General features: G+C 66.3%; 20 protein-coding genes. 8 read left to right on the top strand and 12 right to left on the bottom strand.

Features of this window, described 5'->3' with window-relative positions; translation table 11 throughout:
* Positions 1-67: 67 nt before the first annotated feature.
* Together SMAL_RS01725 and folB are read right to left on the bottom strand one after the other, a co-directional pair.
* Positions 68-1339, bottom strand: coding sequence for a mechanosensitive ion channel family protein (locus SMAL_RS01725; protein ID WP_012509847.1), 1272 nt, complete (start codon positions 1337-1339; stop codon positions 68-70).
* Between the two features lie 58 nt (positions 1340-1397).
* Positions 1398-1751, bottom strand: coding sequence for a dihydroneopterin aldolase (folB, locus tag SMAL_RS01720; protein ID WP_012509846.1), 354 nt, complete (start codon positions 1749-1751; stop codon positions 1398-1400).
* Positions 1752-2267: 516 nt separating this feature from the next.
* Here folB and SMAL_RS01715 point away from each other — a divergent pair.
* Entirely contained in the window at positions 2268-2933 is a 666-nt protein-coding gene (locus SMAL_RS01715) for a hypothetical protein (protein ID WP_012509845.1), read from the top strand.
* A 137-nt stretch (positions 2934-3070) separates the two neighbouring features.
* Here the strand turns inward: SMAL_RS01715 and tsaD are convergent, their stop codons facing one another.
* Positions 3071-4096 carry a tRNA (adenosine(37)-N6)-threonylcarbamoyltransferase complex transferase subunit TsaD gene (gene tsaD / locus SMAL_RS01710; protein WP_012509844.1) on the bottom strand — a complete coding sequence of 342 codons (1026 nt, stop codon included), beginning with the start codon at positions 4094-4096 and terminating at the stop codon, positions 3071-3073.
* A gap of 166 nt (positions 4097-4262) precedes the next feature.
* Here tsaD and rpsU point away from each other — a divergent pair, with 166 nt between their 5' ends.
* The 6 genes from rpsU to SMAL_RS01680 all read left to right on the top strand — a co-directional run bounded on the left by rpsU (position 4263) and on the right by SMAL_RS01680 (position 9431).
* Entirely contained in the window at positions 4263-4478 is a 216-nt protein-coding gene (rpsU, locus tag SMAL_RS01705; protein ID WP_002808376.1) for a 30S ribosomal protein S21, read from the top strand.
* 132 nt (positions 4479-4610) lie between these two features.
* Positions 4611-5054 carry a GatB/YqeY domain-containing protein gene (locus SMAL_RS01700; RefSeq protein ID WP_012509843.1) on the top strand — a complete coding sequence of 148 codons (444 nt, stop codon included), beginning with the start codon at positions 4611-4613 and terminating at the stop codon, positions 5052-5054.
* Between the two features lie 103 nt (positions 5055-5157).
* Positions 5158-6102 carry a YihY/virulence factor BrkB family protein gene (locus tag SMAL_RS01695; protein ID WP_012509842.1) on the top strand — a complete coding sequence of 315 codons (945 nt, stop codon included), beginning with the start codon at positions 5158-5160 and terminating at the stop codon, positions 6100-6102.
* Positions 6103-6162: 60 nt separating this feature from the next.
* Positions 6163-7902, top strand: a complete 1740-nt coding sequence (dnaG, locus tag SMAL_RS01690; RefSeq protein ID WP_012509841.1) for a DNA primase — start codon at positions 6163-6165, stop codon at positions 7900-7902.
* A 28-nt stretch (positions 7903-7930) separates the two neighbouring features.
* Positions 7931-8431, top strand: a complete 501-nt coding sequence (locus SMAL_RS01685) for a protein tyrosine phosphatase family protein (RefSeq protein WP_012509840.1) — start codon at positions 7931-7933, stop codon at positions 8429-8431.
* Between the two features lie 28 nt (positions 8432-8459).
* Positions 8460-9431 carry a bile acid:sodium symporter family protein gene (locus tag SMAL_RS01680; RefSeq protein ID WP_012509839.1) on the top strand — a complete coding sequence of 324 codons (972 nt, stop codon included), beginning with the start codon at positions 8460-8462 and terminating at the stop codon, positions 9429-9431.
* Positions 9432-9563: 132 nt separating this feature from the next.
* Here SMAL_RS01680 and SMAL_RS01675 read toward each other — a convergent pair whose 3' ends face one another.
* The 5 genes from SMAL_RS01675 to SMAL_RS01655 form a co-directional block, all read right to left on the bottom strand.
* Positions 9564-10385 carry a hypothetical protein gene (locus SMAL_RS01675; RefSeq protein ID WP_012509838.1) on the bottom strand — a complete coding sequence of 274 codons (822 nt, stop codon included), beginning with the start codon at positions 10383-10385 and terminating at the stop codon, positions 9564-9566.
* Positions 10386-10576: 191 nt separating this feature from the next.
* The gene (cyoE, locus tag SMAL_RS01670) at positions 10577-11470 is read right to left on the bottom strand and encodes a heme o synthase (protein WP_004138490.1); all 894 of its coding nucleotides are present in this window, start codon (positions 11468-11470) and stop codon (positions 10577-10579) included.
* A gap of 4 nt (positions 11471-11474) precedes the next feature.
* Entirely contained in the window at positions 11475-12638 is a 1164-nt protein-coding gene (locus SMAL_RS01665) for a COX15/CtaA family protein (RefSeq protein ID WP_004138484.1), read from the bottom strand.
* Between the two features lie 10 nt (positions 12639-12648).
* Entirely contained in the window at positions 12649-13218 is a 570-nt protein-coding gene (locus SMAL_RS01660) for a hypothetical protein (RefSeq protein ID WP_012509837.1), read from the bottom strand.
* 96 nt (positions 13219-13314) lie between these two features.
* Positions 13315-14043, bottom strand: coding sequence for an SURF1 family protein (locus tag SMAL_RS01655; RefSeq protein WP_012509836.1), 729 nt, complete (start codon positions 14041-14043; stop codon positions 13315-13317).
* A gap of 57 nt (positions 14044-14100) precedes the next feature.
* On the opposite strand from SMAL_RS01655, the gene SMAL_RS01650 reads away from it, so the two are divergent.
* On the top strand, positions 14101-14319 hold the full coding sequence (locus tag SMAL_RS01650) for a twin transmembrane helix small protein (RefSeq protein ID WP_010484233.1): 219 nt from the start codon (positions 14101-14103) through the stop codon (positions 14317-14319).
* A gap of 20 nt (positions 14320-14339) precedes the next feature.
* On the opposite strand, the gene SMAL_RS01645 is transcribed toward SMAL_RS01650, so the two are convergent.
* From SMAL_RS01645 to ctaD, 4 genes are read right to left on the bottom strand one after another with little or no spacing between them, the layout of a single operon-like run.
* Positions 14340-15215: a cytochrome c oxidase subunit 3 gene (locus SMAL_RS01645; protein ID WP_005412024.1), complete on the bottom strand. Its 876-nt coding sequence runs from the start codon at positions 15213-15215 to the stop codon at positions 14340-14342.
* A 14-nt stretch (positions 15216-15229) separates the two neighbouring features.
* Positions 15230-15820, bottom strand: coding sequence for a cytochrome c oxidase assembly protein (locus tag SMAL_RS01640; protein ID WP_012509835.1), 591 nt, complete (start codon positions 15818-15820; stop codon positions 15230-15232).
* The gene (locus SMAL_RS01635) at positions 15817-16050 is read right to left on the bottom strand and encodes a hypothetical protein (RefSeq protein WP_004138469.1); all 234 of its coding nucleotides are present in this window, start codon (positions 16048-16050) and stop codon (positions 15817-15819) included. Before SMAL_RS01635 ends, SMAL_RS01640 begins: the two co-directional genes overlap by 4 nt.
* A gap of 8 nt (positions 16051-16058) precedes the next feature.
* Positions 16059-17666 (bottom strand): cytochrome c oxidase subunit I, encoded by a 1608-nt coding sequence (gene ctaD, locus SMAL_RS01630; RefSeq protein ID WP_012509834.1) that lies wholly within the window; start codon positions 17664-17666, stop codon positions 16059-16061.
* Positions 17667-17725 lie beyond the last annotated feature (59 nt).

Below are 17725 nucleotides of genomic sequence, written 5' to 3'. Positions count from 1 at the left end.
GAGAGGTTTCTTCATTCAGTTTCAGCCACCAGCGGGGTCCGTATGGCCCCGCCGGAGGCATCGCAGCTTACTCCGACCCAGCCAACTGGCGCTGCCCGGCCATCAACATGGCGTCGCTGGAGGCCTGGAACACACGCAGGCCGAACGCCGGCAGGATCGCCAGCAGGTGGTCGAAGATGTCCGACTGCACCGACTCGTATTCACCCCAGGCGGTGCTGCGGGTGAAGCAGTACAGCTCCAGCGGCAGGCCCTCGGTGGTCGGCTGCAGCTGCCGTACCAGCAGGGTCATGTCGGTATGGATGCCCGGGTGGTTGCGCAGGTAGCGCTCCACATAGGCCCGGAAGGTACCCAGGTTGGTCACCCGGCGGCTGTTGACCTCGGCCACGCCCTGCTCGCGCAGGCGCCCGTTCCACTGGCCAAGCTCCTGCTCCTTCTCCTGCAGGTAATCACGCAGCAGCGCGAACTGGCCGAGGAAGGCCAGGTCGCCTTCGTCCAGGAAGCCGACGCTGTGCTGGTCCAGGTACAGCGCGCGCTTGATGCGGCGGCCACCGGCCTCCTGCATGCCGCGCCAGTTCTTGAACGACTCGGTCACCAGCTTCTTGGTCGGAATGGTGGTGATGGTCTTGTCGAAGTTCTGCACGGTGACGGTGTGCAGCGCGATATCGATGACGTCACCGTCGGCGTTCTGGCTGGGCATTTCGATCCAGTCGCCGATGCGCACACGGCCATCGCCACTGATCTGCACACTGGCCACCAGCGACAGGATGGTGTCCTGGAAAATCAGCATCAGCACTGCGGTGGCCGCGCCCAGGCCGGTCACCAGCGGGCCCAGCTTCACCCCCAGCAGGGTCGCAATGATGGACAAGCCGGCGGCCACGAACACCACGATCTTGACCACCTGCAGGTAGCCCTTGATCGGCTTGTTGCGCGCATCGGGCTTGCGCTCGTACAGGCTGTTGGCCGCGTCCAGCGCATGCGAGAACGCCATCGACACCGTCAGTACGGCCCACACAATGCACAGCTTGATGATGACGTTGACCAGGCCAGGCGGCAGGTCGGGAATGAGGGTGATGCCCGAGGCGATCACCTGGCTGGGCACCACGTTGGACAGGCGCGAGATGACCCGCATCAGATGGCTGCCGCGCCCGGACTCGGCACCGGGCAGGCGCTGCAGCAGGCGCCGCAGGCCACGCACCAGGATGCGCTTGGTCACCCAGTTGGCCAGGCCGGCTGCGACCAGCAGCGCCGTGATCATCAACGCCAGGTAGGCGCCAGGATAGGGTTCCAGTGTGTTCTGCAGCCGTTCCAGCCACTGTACCGCCACCACCGCGTCCACCATCAGTTGTCTCCTTCGTCATTGCCGTTGAGGTTGCCGGCCAGCGGCCGGCACGTCCGGGTCAGTCCCGCGTGCGTTCGATGATCACGCCCACCGCGCGCGCGCCGCGCACCGCGCCCGGCTTGCTCAGCTTCAGGCGCAGCCACTTCACGTCGAATTCGCTCAGCACGATCTGCGCGCAGCGCTCGGCCAGGGTTTCGACCAGGCCGAATTCCGACTCGCGCACGAACTGCTCCAGGCGCTTGCTCACCGCCTTGTAGTTCAGGGTGTGAGCAATGTCGTCGGAGGCCGCAGGACGACGGTTGTCGAAGCCCATTTCCAGGTCGAACACCAGGTCCTGGCGGATCCGTCGTTCCCAATCGTAGATACCGATCAGGGCGTCGATCGTCAGCCCCTCGATGAAAACCTTGTCCATTGCGGTTACCAGCCCGAGTACAGGGGGCCATGGTAACGGCACGGCGGTGAGCCTGCCCGGAACGGGCGGTGGGTGGCCGGCAGGAACGCGGCTCCAGAAAAGACAAAGGGCCCTGCTAGCGGGGCCCTTTGGCACCTCTCAACGTCCCCAGGGGAAGCTGGAAACCAGCCGCGAGTCCCGGAGCACACGCTACCGAAGGTATCCCATCGGTGCTACTTGGTTCGAGAGGCAATTGCGGCAACTCCCGACGATGGAAAAAACAAAGGGCCCCGCTAGCAGGGCCCTTTGGTACTACCGTTTGTCCCCGGGGGGAGCTGTTGAACAGCCGCGGGTCCCGGTGGCGCAGGCACGCAGATTAGGTAAAGACGAGATCACCGGTCAAGGCCAATTCCGACAGGGCAGGTCAGGTAGTCGTCCGAGGTCAAACGCAGAGAATCAGCCGCGCAGACAACGACGTTCCCTGATGGTGGCCGCCGCCCACTCTCGCGAACATCGATCCCTCCTTCACCACCGCACATGACGATGGCTCCACACGATGTACTGCGGCGCGCGTTGTCAGCGGAGCGTCTGTCTACTTACGAGAGAATCGCATCGACCTGCAGCCCCGACGTCACGGCCGAATCTCTGTACCTCTGGAACATGCGGATGTGCGGTGCACTGATGATGCCGGTCCATCTGTGCGAAGTGGTCACCCGTAACGCCGCTGCTACCGTGCTCGCCCGGCAGCATGGCCCGCGTTGGCCTTGGAATGATGCCTTCCGACGCAGGCTGCCAACCTCGTCCTGTACTTCCGCACGTGCAGCACTGGAACACGTTGCTGGCCGCACGACCGATACACCCGAAATCGTCGCCAAGCTGCCGATGGTGTTCTGGCAGCAGCTTTTCACCTGTCGCTTCGACGACACGCTGTGGATACCCGCACTCAATGGAGTTCTGCGGCATGCACCCTCAGCTCATCCCAGCGTCATCAGAAAAGCCATCCACGCTGACATCGGACGCATTCGCCACCTGCGCAACCGCATCGCGCACCACGAACCCATCCTGGAACGCGACATCGGTGCCGACCTGGCGGCGATCGGACGGCTGATCCACGCCCGCTGCCCGCATACGCTGGGCTGGCTGCAGCGCCATGAGCGGGCGACAACGGTGTTGGCCGCGTCGCCGTTGGCAGGGCGTCCGTAATGTGTAGCCGGGCGTGGCCCGGCGCTACGGAGGCCTGTAGAGTCGAGCTTGCTCGACTGCTCTGTGTTGGTCATTGCGCCCAGTCGAGCAAGCTCGACTCTACAAACGCCGATCGAGCGGTTCGCGCGGCCGGGGGCTCAGACCGCCGGCAGGGTCGCCATGTCCCAGCGGGGGGTGACGTCCACCTTCGGCGGGCTGTGCTGGCCGGCCTGCAGCCGCAGCGCGCCGGCGAAGGCGATCATCGCGCCGTTGTCGGTGCACAACGCCGGCCGCGGGAAGCAAGCACGGCCGCCCAGGCGTTCGGCCATCTGCTGCAAGCGGGCGCGCAGGCGCTTATTGGCGCCAACACCGCCAGCCACCACGATCACGTTGGTGCCGGCTGCTTCCAGCGCGCGCTCGCATTTGATCGACAGCGTCTCGACCACGGCATCTTCAAAGCCACGGGCGATGTCGGCACGGGTCTGTTCGCTCTGATCGCTGTCGCGCCAGGCCATCAGGACCTGGGTCTTCAGGCCGGAGAAGCTGAAATCCAACCCCGGGCGGTCGATCATCGGCCGCGCGAAGCGGTAGACACCCGGCGTACCCTGCTCGGCCAGCCTGGCCAGCTGCGGACCGCCCGGATAGGGCAGGCCCATCATCTTGGCGGTCTTGTCGAAGGCTTCGCCGGCCGCATCGTCCAGGGTCTCGCCCAGCAGGCGGTACTGGCCAATGGCGTCCACCGCCACCAGCTGGGTATGGCCACCGGACACCAGCAGCGCCACGAACGGCGCCTGCGGCGGGTCGTCTTCCATCAGCGGGGCCAGCAGGTGGCCTTCCATATGATGTACGCCCACCGCCGGTACCTCCAGCGCCCAGGCCAGCGACCGCGCCACGCCCGCGCCGACCAGCAGGGCGCCAACCAGGCCGGGACCGGCCGTGTAGGCCACGCCGTCGATATCGCCTACACCCAGGCCGGCTTCGGCCAGGGTCTGGCGCACCAGCGGCAGCAGCTTGCGGACGTGGTCGCGGCTGGCCAGTTCGGGCACCACACCACCGTATTCGGCGTGCAGGGCGATCTGGCTGTAGACCGCATGGGCGCGCAGGGCCGCGCTGCCGGCCAAGTCGGTGTCATACACCGCCACGCCGGTCTCATCACAGGAAGATTCGATGCCAAGGACTCGCATGCCTGCTATTATGACGCCCCTGCCGCCCCCTCGGGGGACGCGCAGGTCTCACTGCTTTCGAACCTCTGGCCCGTATTCAGGGTTGGCCGCTTGCAGTTTGTCTATTCGCCGCTATAATGTGCGGCTCGCCGGGCGTGACCCGGTTCTACTGTGTCCCGGAGATTCCATGCCCAGCGTCAAAGTCCGCGAGAACGAGCCCTTCGAGTTTGCTCTTCGCCGCTTCAAGCGCACTTGCGAAAAGGCCGGTGTGCTGGCCGAAACCCGCAAGCGCGAGTTCTACGAAAAGCCGACCCAGGAGCGCAAGCGCAAGGCCGCCGCTGCTGTGAAGCGTCAGCTGCGCCGCTCGTCGCGCGACGTCACCAAGCGTCAGCGCCTGTACTGATCGGACGCATCTTCATTGCGATGGGCTTGCCTGTCGCGATGGAGCCGAAGCCGGCACGCGCGAGCGTCGCCGGCTTTTTGCGTTTCCGGGTTCGGGCATCCGCCCCGCCCCACCACCACCACGAGGTTCCTCATGAGCATGAAGCTGCAGCTCACCGAAGACATGAAGGCCGCCATGAAGGCGGGCGAGAAGCACAAGCTGGGCGTGATCCGCCTGATCAACGCCGCCATCAAGCAGCGTGAAGTGGACGAGCGCATCGAGCTGGATGACACCGCCGTGATCGCCGTGCTCGACAAGATGGTCAAGCAGCGCAAGGACTCGGTCAGCCAGTTCGAAGCCGCCAACCGCGAGGACCTGGCCGAGATCGAGCGCGCCGAGATCGTGGTCATCGAAGCCTACCTGCCGGCCAAGATGGGCGAAGCCGAGATCGTCGCCGCGATCCAGGCCGCCATCGCCGAGACCGGCGCTTCCGGTCCGACCGACATGGGCAAGCTGATGGGCGCATTGAAGCCCAAGCTCGCTGGCCAGGCCGACATGGGTCTGGTCTCCAAGCTGGTCAAGCAGCAGCTGGCGTAAGCCATTGCCGGGGTCGGATCCCTTTCGCATCGCGGAAGGGCTCTGACCCCATTGATGCACCCGCTTCACCGCACCTTCGACCCCCGGCTGCTACAACATCCCCATGGTCGAGCAATCGCACTCCCCCGCCGACACGCGTCCCCACGGCATTCCCGCACGGCTTCGCCACTACGCTGACCGCCTGCAGGACAGCTTCCCGATGGCCGTCGCCAAGCGCTTCGTCGAAATCGACGTGCTGACCCAGGCCGCCTCGGTCTCCTTCTACGCCCTGCTGTCGATGGCACCGCTGCTGGTGCTGCTGCTGTGGCTGACCGCCTCGCTGTACCCACCGGCACAACAGACGCTGATCAGCCAGATCGGTTCGGTGGCCGGCAGCAGCGTGGCCAGCGTCGCCGACACCGTGCTGCACAACGCCAACAGCCAGCCCAGCGTCGGTTCATTGGCCGGGCTGTGGAGCACGCTGCTGCTGTTCATCGGCGCCACCGCGGTGTTCGCCCAGCTGCAGAACGCGCTGAACCGCATCTTCCATACCAGTGGCCAGCGCCTGGAAGGCGTCAAGGCCTGGCTGCGCAAGCGCGTGTTCTCGTTCGGCGTGGTGCTGGCGCTGGGCTTCCTGCTGATCCTGTCGATGACCGCCACCACCGCATTGCAGGTGGTGTTTGCGCAGCTGCCCTCGGTGCTGCCGGCGATCGGCTACCTGACCTCGCTGCTGCTGTACACGCTGGCCTTCGCCTTCCTCTACCACTACCTGCCGGACCGCCGCGTGGCCTGGCGCCAGGCCTTTATTGGCGGTGCGATCACCTCGGTGCTGTTCACCCTCGGCCGCTATGGCATCGGCGTCTACATCGCCACCGTGGCCCCGGGCAGTGCCTACGGTTCGATGGGCGCGCTGGTGATCTCGCTGGTCTGGATCTACTACGCCACCGCCGTGTTCTTCGTGGGCGCGCTGATGACTGCGGTGATCGACGAACGCCAGCATGCACGGGCGCAACTGGCCAGGGCCGGGATCGAGGCCGAACAGGCCAGCCCCGGCACCGCCAGCGAGTAAACTAGGGGAATCCGCCGCCCCTGCTGCGCGCCCTGGCGGCCGCGCCCCGTTCTGTTGCCCATGGCCCGTATCCCCGACGCTTTCATCGACGACCTGCTCGCCCGCTCCGACATCGTCGAGGTGGTGGGCAGCCGCGTGCCGTTGAAGCGACAGGGCAAGGAATACGCAGCGCGTTGCCCGTTCCATGACGAGCGCTCGGCGTCGTTCACGGTCTCGCCCACCAAGCAGTTCTATCACTGCTTCGGCTGTGGCGCGCACGGCACCGCGATCAGCTTCCTGATGAACTACGACCGCCTCGAATTCCTCGACGCGGTGGATGAACTGGCCAAGCGCGCAGGCATGGAAGTGCCGCGCAGCGAGAATCCGCGCAGCCCCCAGCAGCAGGACGACAGCCGCGAGCTGTACTCGGCGCTTGAGGCGGCCACGAAGTTTTTCCAGAGCAACCTGCAGGGCAGCGACAAGGCCCGCAGCTACCTGGATGGCCGTGGCGTGGATGAAGAGAACCGCGCGCGCTTCCAGATCGGCTACGCACCGGATGGCTACAGCGGCCTGCGCGATGCACTGGGCAAGGACGAGCGGCGGATGAAGCTGCTCGACCGCGCCGGCCTGTTCTCCAAGAACGATCGCGGTCACGTCTACGACAAGTTCCGCGACCGGGTGATGTTCCCGATCTTCGACCGCCGCGGCCGGGTGATCGCCTTCGGTGGCCGCGTGTTCGAAAAGGACGACGGCCCCAAGTACCTCAACTCGCCGGAAACCGCGCTGTTCCACAAGGGCCGCGAACTGTACGGCCTGTGGCAGGTGCGCCAGGCCAACCAGAAGATCGAGCGGCTGATCGTGGTCGAGGGCTACATGGACGTGGTCTCGCTGTTCCAGTTCGGGGTCACCCAGGCGGTGGCGACGCTGGGTACCGCAACCACGCCGGACCATGCCGAGCTGCTGTTCCGCAACGCGCCGGATGTGTTCTTCTGCTTCGATGGCGACGCCGCCGGCCGCCGCGCCGGCTGGAAGGCGCTGGAGTCGGTGCTGCCGCGCATGAAGGATGGCCGCCAGGCCTTCTTCCTGTTCCTGCCCGATGGCGAAGACCCGGACACCATCGTGCGCAAGGAAGGCGCCGAAGCCTTCAACGAACGCCTGAAACAGGCCACGCCGCTGTCGCAGTTCTTCTTCGACGAGCTCACCCGCGAAATCAACCTGGGCACGCTCGATGGCAAGGCGCGCCTGGCCGAGCGCGCAAAGCCGATGCTGGCGCAGATTCCCGACGGCGCCTTCGGCGACCTGATGAAGCAGCAGCTGGCGCAGCTGACCGGCCTTGGCGGCAATGCCCAGGCAGCGCGCGCACCGATGCCGCAACGCCAGCCCTCGCGAGCGATCCAGCCCGTGGCCAAGCGCAGCCTGGTACGCGGCGCGATCGCCGTACTGCTGCAGCAGCCGTCGCTGGCGCTGACGCTGGGCGGCAAGCACCACTTCCAGGGCCTGCGCCTGCCGGGCGTGGAGCTGCTGCTGGAGCTGCTGGACCTGGTCGAGCAACGTCCGGACATCAGCACCGGCGCACTGCTGGAGCACTTCGACGGGCGTGAGGAGCAGGCGTCACTGCACACGCTGGCCGCGCAGACGATGCCCGGCGACGACGCGATGTGGACCCAGGAACTGCACGATGCCGTGGCCCAGCTGGAGAAACAGCTGCTGGTGCAACGTCTGGAGGAGTTGTTGGCAAAGCAGCGCCAACAGGGTCTGGACGATACTGACAAATACGAACTGCGCGAGCTGCTGAAAGCGCGGGCCGGACTGCGCCTGTAGCGGGCAGAACGTTTTCACGGAGAGGACCATGCTGCTGCGTCTGACCTGCCTGCTGTTGTTGTCGCTCTGCCTGCCGCTGACGGCCCTGGCCGAAGACGCGCCCCTGAACGAAGTCCGCCCCGGCCTGTATGCCGGCGGCCAACCCAGCGCCACACAGCTGCAGGCCCTGGCCGCGCAGGGCGTGCGCACCGTGATCGACCTGCGCCAGCCCGACGAAGACCGCGGCTTCGATGAAACCCGCGTGGCCGAATCACTGGGTCTGCGCTACGTACGCATTCCGGTGGCCGGCGCCGACGGCCTGGATGCAGCCAACATCCGTGCCGTGCACCAGGCCCTGCAGCAGAGCCAGGGGCCGGTGCTGCTGCACTGCGCCTCCGGCAACCGCGCCGGTGCCGTGCTCGGCCTGATCAATGCACGCTACGAACACGCCAGCCCGGAACAGGCCCTGCAGCTCGGCCAGCGTGCCGGCCTGAAGTCGCTGGAAGCCGCCACCCGCCAGCGCCTGGCCACGCCGGTCACCTCGCCCTGAACCCTCCGCACCAAGGACTCTGCCCACCATGACCCGCTGGTGGTCGCGCCTGCGACCGGACAACTTCACCCTCGCCCTGCTGTGCACCGTCGGCCTGGCCTCGCTGCTGCCGATGAAGGGCGCCGCCGCCATCGTGCTCGACGATGTCACCACCGTCGCCATCGCCGCGCTGTTCTTCCTGCATGGCGCGCGCCTGCCGCGCGAGTCGATCATCGGCGGCATGCTGCACTGGCGGCTGCACCTGACCATCCTGGCCTGCACCTTCATCCTGTTCCCGCTGCTGGGGCTGATGGTCAAGCCACTGTCGGGCTGGCTGCTGACCCCGGAGCTGTACCTGGGCGTGCTGTTCCTGTGCACCCTGCCCTCCACCGTGCAGTCGTCCATCGCGTTCACCTCGATGGCACGCGGCAACGTGCCTGCGGCGGTATGCAGCGCGTCGCTGTCGAGCATCCTCGGTGTGTTCCTGACGCCGCTGCTGCTGACCGCGCTGGCCGGTACCTCCGGCGGCGTGCACGACCCGCTGCACGCGATCGGCGGCATCATGCTGCAGCTGCTGGTGCCGTTCGTGGCCGGCCACCTGCTGCGGCCGTGGATTGCCGGCTGGGTGGAGAAGCAGCGCGCGCTGCTGCGCTACACCGACCAGGCCACCATCCTGCTGGTGGTGTACTCCGCGTTCGGCGAAGCGGTGACCGAAGGGCTGTGGAGCAAGACACCGCTGCTGTCGCTGCTGGCCGTGGCGGTGGTCGCCGCCGTGCTGCTCGGCATCGCCATGCCATTGATCACCTTCATCGCCCGTCGCCTGCGCTTCAACCGCGAGGACGAGATCGCCATCGTGTTCTGCGGCTCGAAGAAGAGCCTGGCCACCGGCGTGCCGATCGCCAAGGTGCTGTTCGCCGGCGGCAGTCTCGGTGCCATCGTGCTGCCGGTAATGATCTACCACCAGATCCAGTTGATCGTCTGCGGCGTGATCGCGCAGCGGTACGCGCGGCGCAAGCCCTGAGCCGCAAATCCATCCACGCATGGCGTGGATCTACTGGACGCGTGGGCCGCTGCGGGAAAACATCACGCATGGCGTGGATCTACTGTAGAGCCGAGCCCATGCTCGGCTGGCGGTTGAACGGCGCGTGGATGATCACCAGACCGAAGCGCTGTCCAGCAGCCGCGCCACACTGAAGCGCGGCAGCCACACCCACAGGTCGTAACTACGGTCGGCGTCGGTATCCAGTCTGGGCGATGCACCTTCATGGCTGCCCAGCTGACGTGCTCCGCAGCGCTGAACGGCGGTACATCCCCAGCCTTCCCCACCACGCGCCTCGATACGCACGTTGTAAAGATCCAGATCCTTCAGCAGCGCGGTCATCGGCGGGTACGCAATCGCCTTCGGCTGCGTGCGCATGCCATGCACGTTGCCGGTCAGCACCAGCAGCCGCCCTTTCTTCGGCAGCACCTGCGCTCGTGCCCGTACTTCTTCGGCCATCACCCGGTCACGCGCGCCGGTGCCGGCCATTTCGGCGGGAAGCACGCGGTCGAAGCCGAACACCTGCACGTCGCGGCCTTGGCTACGCAGTACGCGTACCGCTTCGATCAGGTCGAGCATGTCTTCGTTGCGGCGGCCGTCATGCATCCGGCTGCGGACGTTCCAGTACGTCGTGCCACGCAATGCAGCCCGCGCTCGGGCCGTGCCGGCAGACGCCATATAGGTCGCCAGCGCGGCGTTCTCGTCAGTCGGCAGCTCCAAAGCCAACCGCACCGGTGCACCATCGGCCGCGTAGGCCTCCATCAGTTCCCGTACCAGCAGCGGCGTCTCGCGGGTACCGTGGAACTCACCCAGCACCAGCAGGCGATGGTCACCGGCATGCTGGCGGATCTGCGCGGCGGTGTCATCGGCATGCGCATTAAGGGCCATGCCGAGCGCCAGCAGCAACGCAGTGGTCCAGCGGAAGATCGAATGCATCCCTGCTCCCTCCTTTCCTTGGGGTCAGGAACAGCAATGGCGACGCCACTGGAAGAGATCAAGTGTAGAGCCGAGCCCACGCTCGGCTGCTCTTCCAACCCACCCTCAGCCGAGCATGGGCTCGGCTCTACAGTGGATTGGCGCCATGGATCAGACGGGGTCAGAGCCCCTTCGGGGATCCGACCCCGAGGTCACAACCAGGGCAGGATCCAGTGGTCGACCAGCAGGAACGCAAACAGCGCCATCAGGTAGACGATGGAGTAATAGAACATCTTCATCGAGAACAGTTCGTCCGGCGGGTCCAGCATGCGCCAGGCGTACCAGAGGAACACGGCGTTGAGCACGATCGCGCCGCCCAGGTAGAACGCACCGCTCATGCCCACCAGGTAAGGCAGCAGGCAGACCAGCGCCAGCACCACCGAATACACCATGATCTGCTTGCGGGTGTGCACCACGCCGTGGGTCACCGGCAGCATCGGAATTTCCGCCTTGGCATAATCCTCGCGGCGGAAGATCGCCAGCGCCCAGAAGTGCGGCGGCGTCCAGATGAAGATGATCAGCACCAGCAGCGACGAGTACGCCCAGTCCGACGAGCCCTGCATGCCGGTCACCGCGGCCCAGCCCAGCATCGGCGGCATCGCGCCGGCCAGGCCACCGATGACGATGTTCTGCGAGGTCGCACGCTTCAGGTACACGGTGTAGATGACCGCGTAACCGATCAGCGAGGCGAAGGTCAGCACTGCGGTGATCAGGTTCACCCACAGCACCAGGATCACCATCGACAGCACGATCAGCACGCTGGCGAACACCAGCACCTGCCACGGCTTGACCTTGCCCACCACCAGCGGCCGCCACGAGGTACGTGCCATCTGCGCATCGATGTGCGCATCCAGCAGCTGGTTGATCGCGGCCGCGGCCGACGCCGCCAGCCAGATGCCGAGGAAGCCGAGCACGCCGGCGCGCACCTGCTCCCAGCTGGGCACGCCGGGGATGGCCAGGACCATGCCGACCAGGGCAGTGAAAACAATGAGGGCGACGACCTTGGGCTTGGTCAGGTCCCAGTACTGGCGGTAATTGGAAAACATGGAATCAGTCCGGGGCACGCAGGCGGGCCAGCAGGCTGACCAGCACGAACAACAGGGCAACGGCCACGCCGTTGTGGGCCACCGCCACTTCCAGCGGCAGCGCCAGCTTTACATTGAGGATGCCGAGGGTGACCTGCAGCACCAGCAGCGCGATCAGCGCGCTGGCCCAGCCACGCATGCTCGGCAACCGGAACAGGCGCACGCCCAGCCACAGCAGGTAAACGGCCACCACCACCGCGAACATGCGGTGCGCCATCTGGATGGCGATACGCGAGGCGCCATCCAGCACGCCCCCTTCGTAGTCCACGCCGATGCCGCGCCACAGGGTGAAGCCCTCGACGAAATTGTGCTGCGGCCACCACTGGTTGGCGCAGCGCGGGAAGTTGTCCAGCGAGGCACTGCCGCCGCCGCAGGCCAGCGCCGCGTAGTTGGCGCTGACCCAACCGCCCAGTGCGATCTGGGTGACCAGCACCGCCACGCCGATGCGCAGCAGCCACTTCAGCTTCGGTGCTTCGGCCAGGGTGATCGGCATGTGCGTGGCGCGCCACGCCATCCACACCAGCAGGCCGAACATCAGCATGCCGCCCAGCAGATGGCCCATCACCACCACCGGCTTCAGCAGCAGGGTCACCGTCCACATGCCCAGCAGGGCCTGGAAGATCACCACCGCCAAGGTCAGCAACGCAGCGCGGGCGAGGTCGATGTTGCTCCAGCGCAGCGCGGCGATCAGCAGGATCGCCTCGCCGATCAGCGCCAGGGCGCTGGCCGTGCCATGCCAGCCCATCATGTACAGCGGTATGCCGGCGGCCACCAGCACGCAGGCGGTCACCACCGCCGTGCTTCCGAATCGCCGCTTGCGCGTGGCCAGCAGCGCCAGGGTCAGGATCTCGATGCCCAGCGCGCCGGCCAGGAAGCGGTGCACCTGCTCACGCCAGGCCTTGTGCGTTTCCAGCGGACGGATCTCCGTCGCCGGGTGGCCCAGGGTCTCTTCCACATGCTGCGGCCAGGTGGCCTGCCCATAGCAGGTCGGCCAGTCCGGGCAGCTCAGGCCGGCATCGGACAGACGCACGAACGCACCGAACATGATCGTGCTCGCAGTCATGATCATGGCGAACCACGCCAGGCGGTGGAAATTGCGGTGCAGCGCCGGACGCGCGGAAAGGCTCATCAAACAGGACTCACTTCAGTTTCAGCAACGTGGCCATGTCCTTGCGCAGGCCACCGAGGTCGCTGCCCGGGGCATGACGCATGATCACGAAGCCGTTCGGATCGATCACGTAGACCGGCAGGCCCGCCGGATCATCGACGCCCGGCAACGCCGCGCGCAGGGCTGGCGACGGAGCCAGCGGCCGCAACGCGGGCAGCGAGGCGATCGACGCCGGTGGCGTTCCCAGCCACAGAATCTCGACATTATCGGCGTTATGGCCGAACAGCTGCCACACCTTGCCCAGTCCCTGCGACAAAGTGACGCACTGCGCATCACAGGCCCCGGCCGGTGCCACCAGCAGACGCCAGGTACGCGCCTCGGGGTTCCAAGGGTAGGGTTGGCCATTGGCCAGGGCCGGAGCCTGCTGCCGCAGGTCGACCGGCGGCTTCAGCAGCTGGCCGGCATTGCGGTGCCCGGTCGGCTGCCAGCCGGTGAAGCGCAGCACGGCGGCCAGCGCCATCGCCCCGAAGAACACGGCAAACAGCAGCACCAGGGTCCGGCGGCCGGAGCCGCGCGCCTGCGGGGACGTAGCAGTGTTCATGCGGGGCATTTTCTCATGGTTGGGAAAGGGATGCCGGTAGTGCCGGCCGCTGGCCGGCCCCCAGGAAACCGAGGGATTGCCGGCCAGCGGCCGGCACTACCGGGCGATGGGGCGCCTCCTGCGCCATTCCAGTACCAGCGCCACCACCAGCACGGTCAGCGCCAGCCCGAACCACTGCACGGCGTAGCCCAGGTGGCGCTGCGGCGGCAGCGTGTTCGGCAGCAGGTCCAGATCGCGTTCGTCGCCGAACGGCAGCGCCGGATCCAGCCGCAGCACGCGGTCGGGTAATGCCGGCAGGCCAAGCGCCTGCGCGAGACCCTCGGCGGGCAAGCGGCTGGCCAGCCAACGCCCGGCCTCATCGGTTGCGGAGAATGCGGGACCCAGTGCCAGTCCCGCCGACGGCGGCGGCGCCAGCAGCCCGCGCACGGCCACTGGCGAAGGCGGCGCCGGCACATCCGGCAGCGTGCGATCCGGCGGCAGCGCGCGCCAGCCGAGATCGACCAGCAGCACGCTGCCTCCGTCACTGCGGAACGGACGATAGATCTTCACCCCGGCGCGACCATGCCGGGTCTGGTTGTCCAGCAGCACCACGCCGGGCAGGAAGCGGCCGTGGTCGGCCACGCCGTGCAACGCGCCGGGCGCCGCCAGAGCCTGCGCCAGAGCCTGCGCCAGTGGCAGCGCCTGTGCCACGGCTGGACCCTGCGCATCCAACATTGCCTGTTTGGCATGCATGCGCTGCAGCTGCCACAGCCCCAATGCGCTGAAACCGGCCATCGCCAGCAGCGCCAGCAGCCATCCGATCACGCGCGTGTGCTGGCGCATCATGACAAGTCCGCGCAAACGCGGTCAGATAGGCGCATCCACCCTGCCCTCGAGCCGCGCATGAGTGATTCGCTGAAGACCCTGCTGGTAATCGCGTTTCTGATCGTCATCGTCTGGAATCTGGGCGCCGGCCTGTATTACCTGCTGGTCGACCGCGGCCAGACCAAGCGCACGGTCAACGCACTGACACGCCGCATCGGGGTGTCGGTGGCCTTGATCGTACTGGTGATCGTGAGCATCTACATGGGCTGGATCAAACCGCACGGTATCGGCGGCTGAGGCCACCGATACGTGCGCGGTCAAAGCACGTAGACGAACATGAAGAGCATCAGCCACACCACGTCGACGAAGTGCCAGTACCACGCGGCGGCTTCGAAACCGAAATGGTTGTCGCGGGTGAAGTGCCCCTTCGCCGAACGCAGCCACATCACGATCAGCATGATCGTGCCCAGCAGCACGTGCGCGCCGTGGAAGCCGGTCAGCATGAAGAACGTCGAACCGTAGATGCCCGAACCGAGCGTCAGGTTCAGTTCCTTGTAGGCGTGGATGTATTCCTCCGCCTGCAGGGTCAGAAAGCCGAGGCCGAGCACCACGGTCAGGCCCAGCCAGATCAGCAGCTGGCGGCGGTTGCCGGCTTTCAGCGCGTGATGGGCGATGGTCAGGGTCACGCCGGAGGTGAGCAGGATCAACGTGTTGATCAGCGGCAGGCCCCAGGCCGGAATGGTCTGGAACGCACCACCGATCGCCGCCGGGCCATTGGTGGGCCAACCCGCCGAGTAGCCCTGCCAGAGCAGCTCGTTGGTCATCACCCCGCGGCCTTCGCCGCTGAGCCACGACAGGCCCAGGTTGCGGGTGTAGAACAGCGCGCCGAAGAACGCACCGAAGAACATCACTTCGGAGAAGATGAACCAGATCATCCCCATCCGGAACGAGCCATCGACCTGATGGTTGTAGTTGCCGGCCTGCGATTCGCGCACCACATCGCTGAACCACCAGAACAGGGTCAGCACCAGCATCGCGATGCCGATGTAGAACGTCCAACGTCCCCAGCTGGCATCGTTGAGCCAGCTGGCCACGCCGACCATGGTCACCATCATCGCGATGGAACCCACGAACGGCCATTTGCTCTGGGCCGGGACGAAGTACACGTTGGCGTCGGTCGGTGTCTGGGCCATGTCGGTATCCGGGGTCAGGGTGCGGCGTGCGCGCCTTCCGAGGTGGCGGCCGGAGCCAGCCGATCGGACAGCGCGTCGTTGCGGTAGAAGGTGTAGGACAGGGTGATCGTCTTGATCTCCGGCGGCAGGTCCGGATCGACGATGAAGCGCACCGGCATGTCGCGCTTCTCGCCGGCCTGCAGCGTCTGCGCGGTGAAGCAGAAGCACTCGGTCTTGCTGAAGAAACCCGACGCGCGCGCCGGCGCCACCGAAGGCACCGCGCTGCCGACCACTGCCTGCTGGCTGTCGTTGCGGGCGAAGTACAGCGCTTCGTTGAGTTCGCCGGGCACCACGTCCATGGTCAGCTGCTCGGGATGGAACGACCATGGCAGCCGTGAGTTGACCCCGCCATCGAATTCCACGCGCACGGTGCGCTTGCCGGTCACGGCGCCGGTACTGGCCTCGCTGCCGGGACCGCGCTCCAGGCGCACGCCGAATACCTTCTCGCAGGCGATACGGTACAGCGGCACCAGCGAGAACGTGAGCAGGAACACCGCCACCGCCACGCCGATCAGGCGCGGCAGCCCGGCACTGGGTGACGGTGTGCTGGCCGGCGCCTCGCTCATCGGCCGATCACCCCGCTGAGGATGAAGCCGACGTAGACCAGCACGGCGATGGCGCCGACCCAGAGCGCGGTGCGCCTGGCGCGTTGGCGCTGCTGCTCGATGCTTCCACCCTGGTAGAGCCGACCGCTGGTCGGCTGCTTTTCGTCAGTCGAGCATGGCTCGACTCTACCCAGGGCATCAGCCGAGCATGGCTCGGCTCTACAGGTCTGCAGCGGGCCTTCGTTGTGCATCGCGCACCTCAATGACTGATGTCGTCGTGTGCCAGGTCGCCCGGGCGGATCGTCGGCGGCGTGGTGAAGGTGTGCGCCGGCGCCGGCGACGGCAGCGTCCATTCCAGGCCGCGCGCACCTTCCCAGGAACGGGCCTCGGCCTTCTCACCGTTGCGCAGCGAGGACAGCAGGATCGCGGCCATCATGAACGGCGTGGCGAACATGCCGAACGCACCGATCGAGCTGATCAGGTTCCAGTCGGCGAAGGCCACGCTGTAGTCGGGAATACGCCGCGGCATGCCGGCCAGGCCGAGGAAGTGCTGCGGGAAGAACAGCAGGTTGACGAACACGATCGACCACCAGAAGTGCACCTTGGCCCACTTCTCGCTATACATCCGCCCGGTCCACTTCGGCCACCAGTAGTACACCGCGGCGATCAGCGCGAACACCGCGCCGGTCACCAGCACGTAGTGGAAGTGCGCGACCACGAAGTAGGTATCGTGGTACTGGAAGTCGGCGGCGACGATCGCCAGCATCAGGCCGGAGAAGCCACCAATGGTGAACAGGATGACGAAGGCCACCGACCACAGCATCGGTGCCTCGAACGTCAGCGAGCCACGCCACATGGTGCTGACCCAGTTGAACACCTTCACGCCGGTCGGGATCGAGATCAGCATGGTGGCGAACATGAAGTAGATCTCGCCGCCCAGCGGCATGCCCACGGTGAACATGTGGTGGGCCCAGACGATGAACGACAGGAACGCGATGGCCGCGGTGGCGTACACCATCGCCTGGTAGCCGAACAGCGGCTTGCGGCTGAAGGTCGGGATGATCTCGCTGACCACGCCGAAGGCGGGCAGGATCATGATGTAGACCTCGGGGTGCCCGAAGAACCAGAAGATGTGCTGGTACATCACCGGGTCACCGCCACCGGCGGCGTTGAAGAAGCTGGTGCCGAAGAACTTGTCGGTCAGCAGCATGGTTACCGCGCCAGCCAGCACCGGCATCACCGCGATCAGCAGGAACGCGGTGATCAGCCAGGCCCAGCAGAAGATCGGCATCTTCAGCAGATCGATGCCCGGCGCACGCATGTTCAGCACGGTGGCGATGATGTTGATCGCGCCCATGATCGAACTGATGCCGGCCACATGGATGGCGAACACGCTGAAGGCGACGTTGTAGCCGCCCTGCAGCGACAGCGGCGGGTACAGCGTCCAGCCACCGGCCGGCGCGCCGCCGGGCAGGAACAGGGTCAGCAGCAGCAGGCTGAACGCCACCGGCAGCAGCCAGAACGACCAGTTGTTCATGCGCGGCAGCGCCATGTCCGGCGCGCCGATCTGCAGCGGGATCATCCAGTTGGCGAGGCCGACGAAGGCCGGCATCACGCCACCGAAGATCATCACCAGCGCATGCACGGTGGTCATCTGGTTGAAGAACTCGGGCTTGACGAACTGCAGGCCCGGCTGCGCCAGTTCGGCCCGGATCACCACGCTCATCGCCGCGCCGATGATGAACATGATGAAGCTGAAGCCCAGGTACAGCGTGCCGATGTCCTTGTGGTTGGTCGAGAAGAACCAACGCTCGAAGAAACTCTGCTGGTGATGGTGATCGTCGTGCCCAACTGCCGAGTGCGCCATTGCAAAACACCTCTCAGAATCGGTTGTCACCGCAGCCGCAAGCGGCCGCGGGCTTTACA

It is taken from the genome of Stenotrophomonas maltophilia R551-3 (genome assembly GCF_000020665.1).
GTDB lineage: Bacteria > Pseudomonadota > Gammaproteobacteria > Xanthomonadales > Xanthomonadaceae > Stenotrophomonas > Stenotrophomonas maltophilia_L.
Note: the sequence above shows the minus strand (reverse complement) of the source record. Positions and strands in the feature narration are given on the sequence as shown.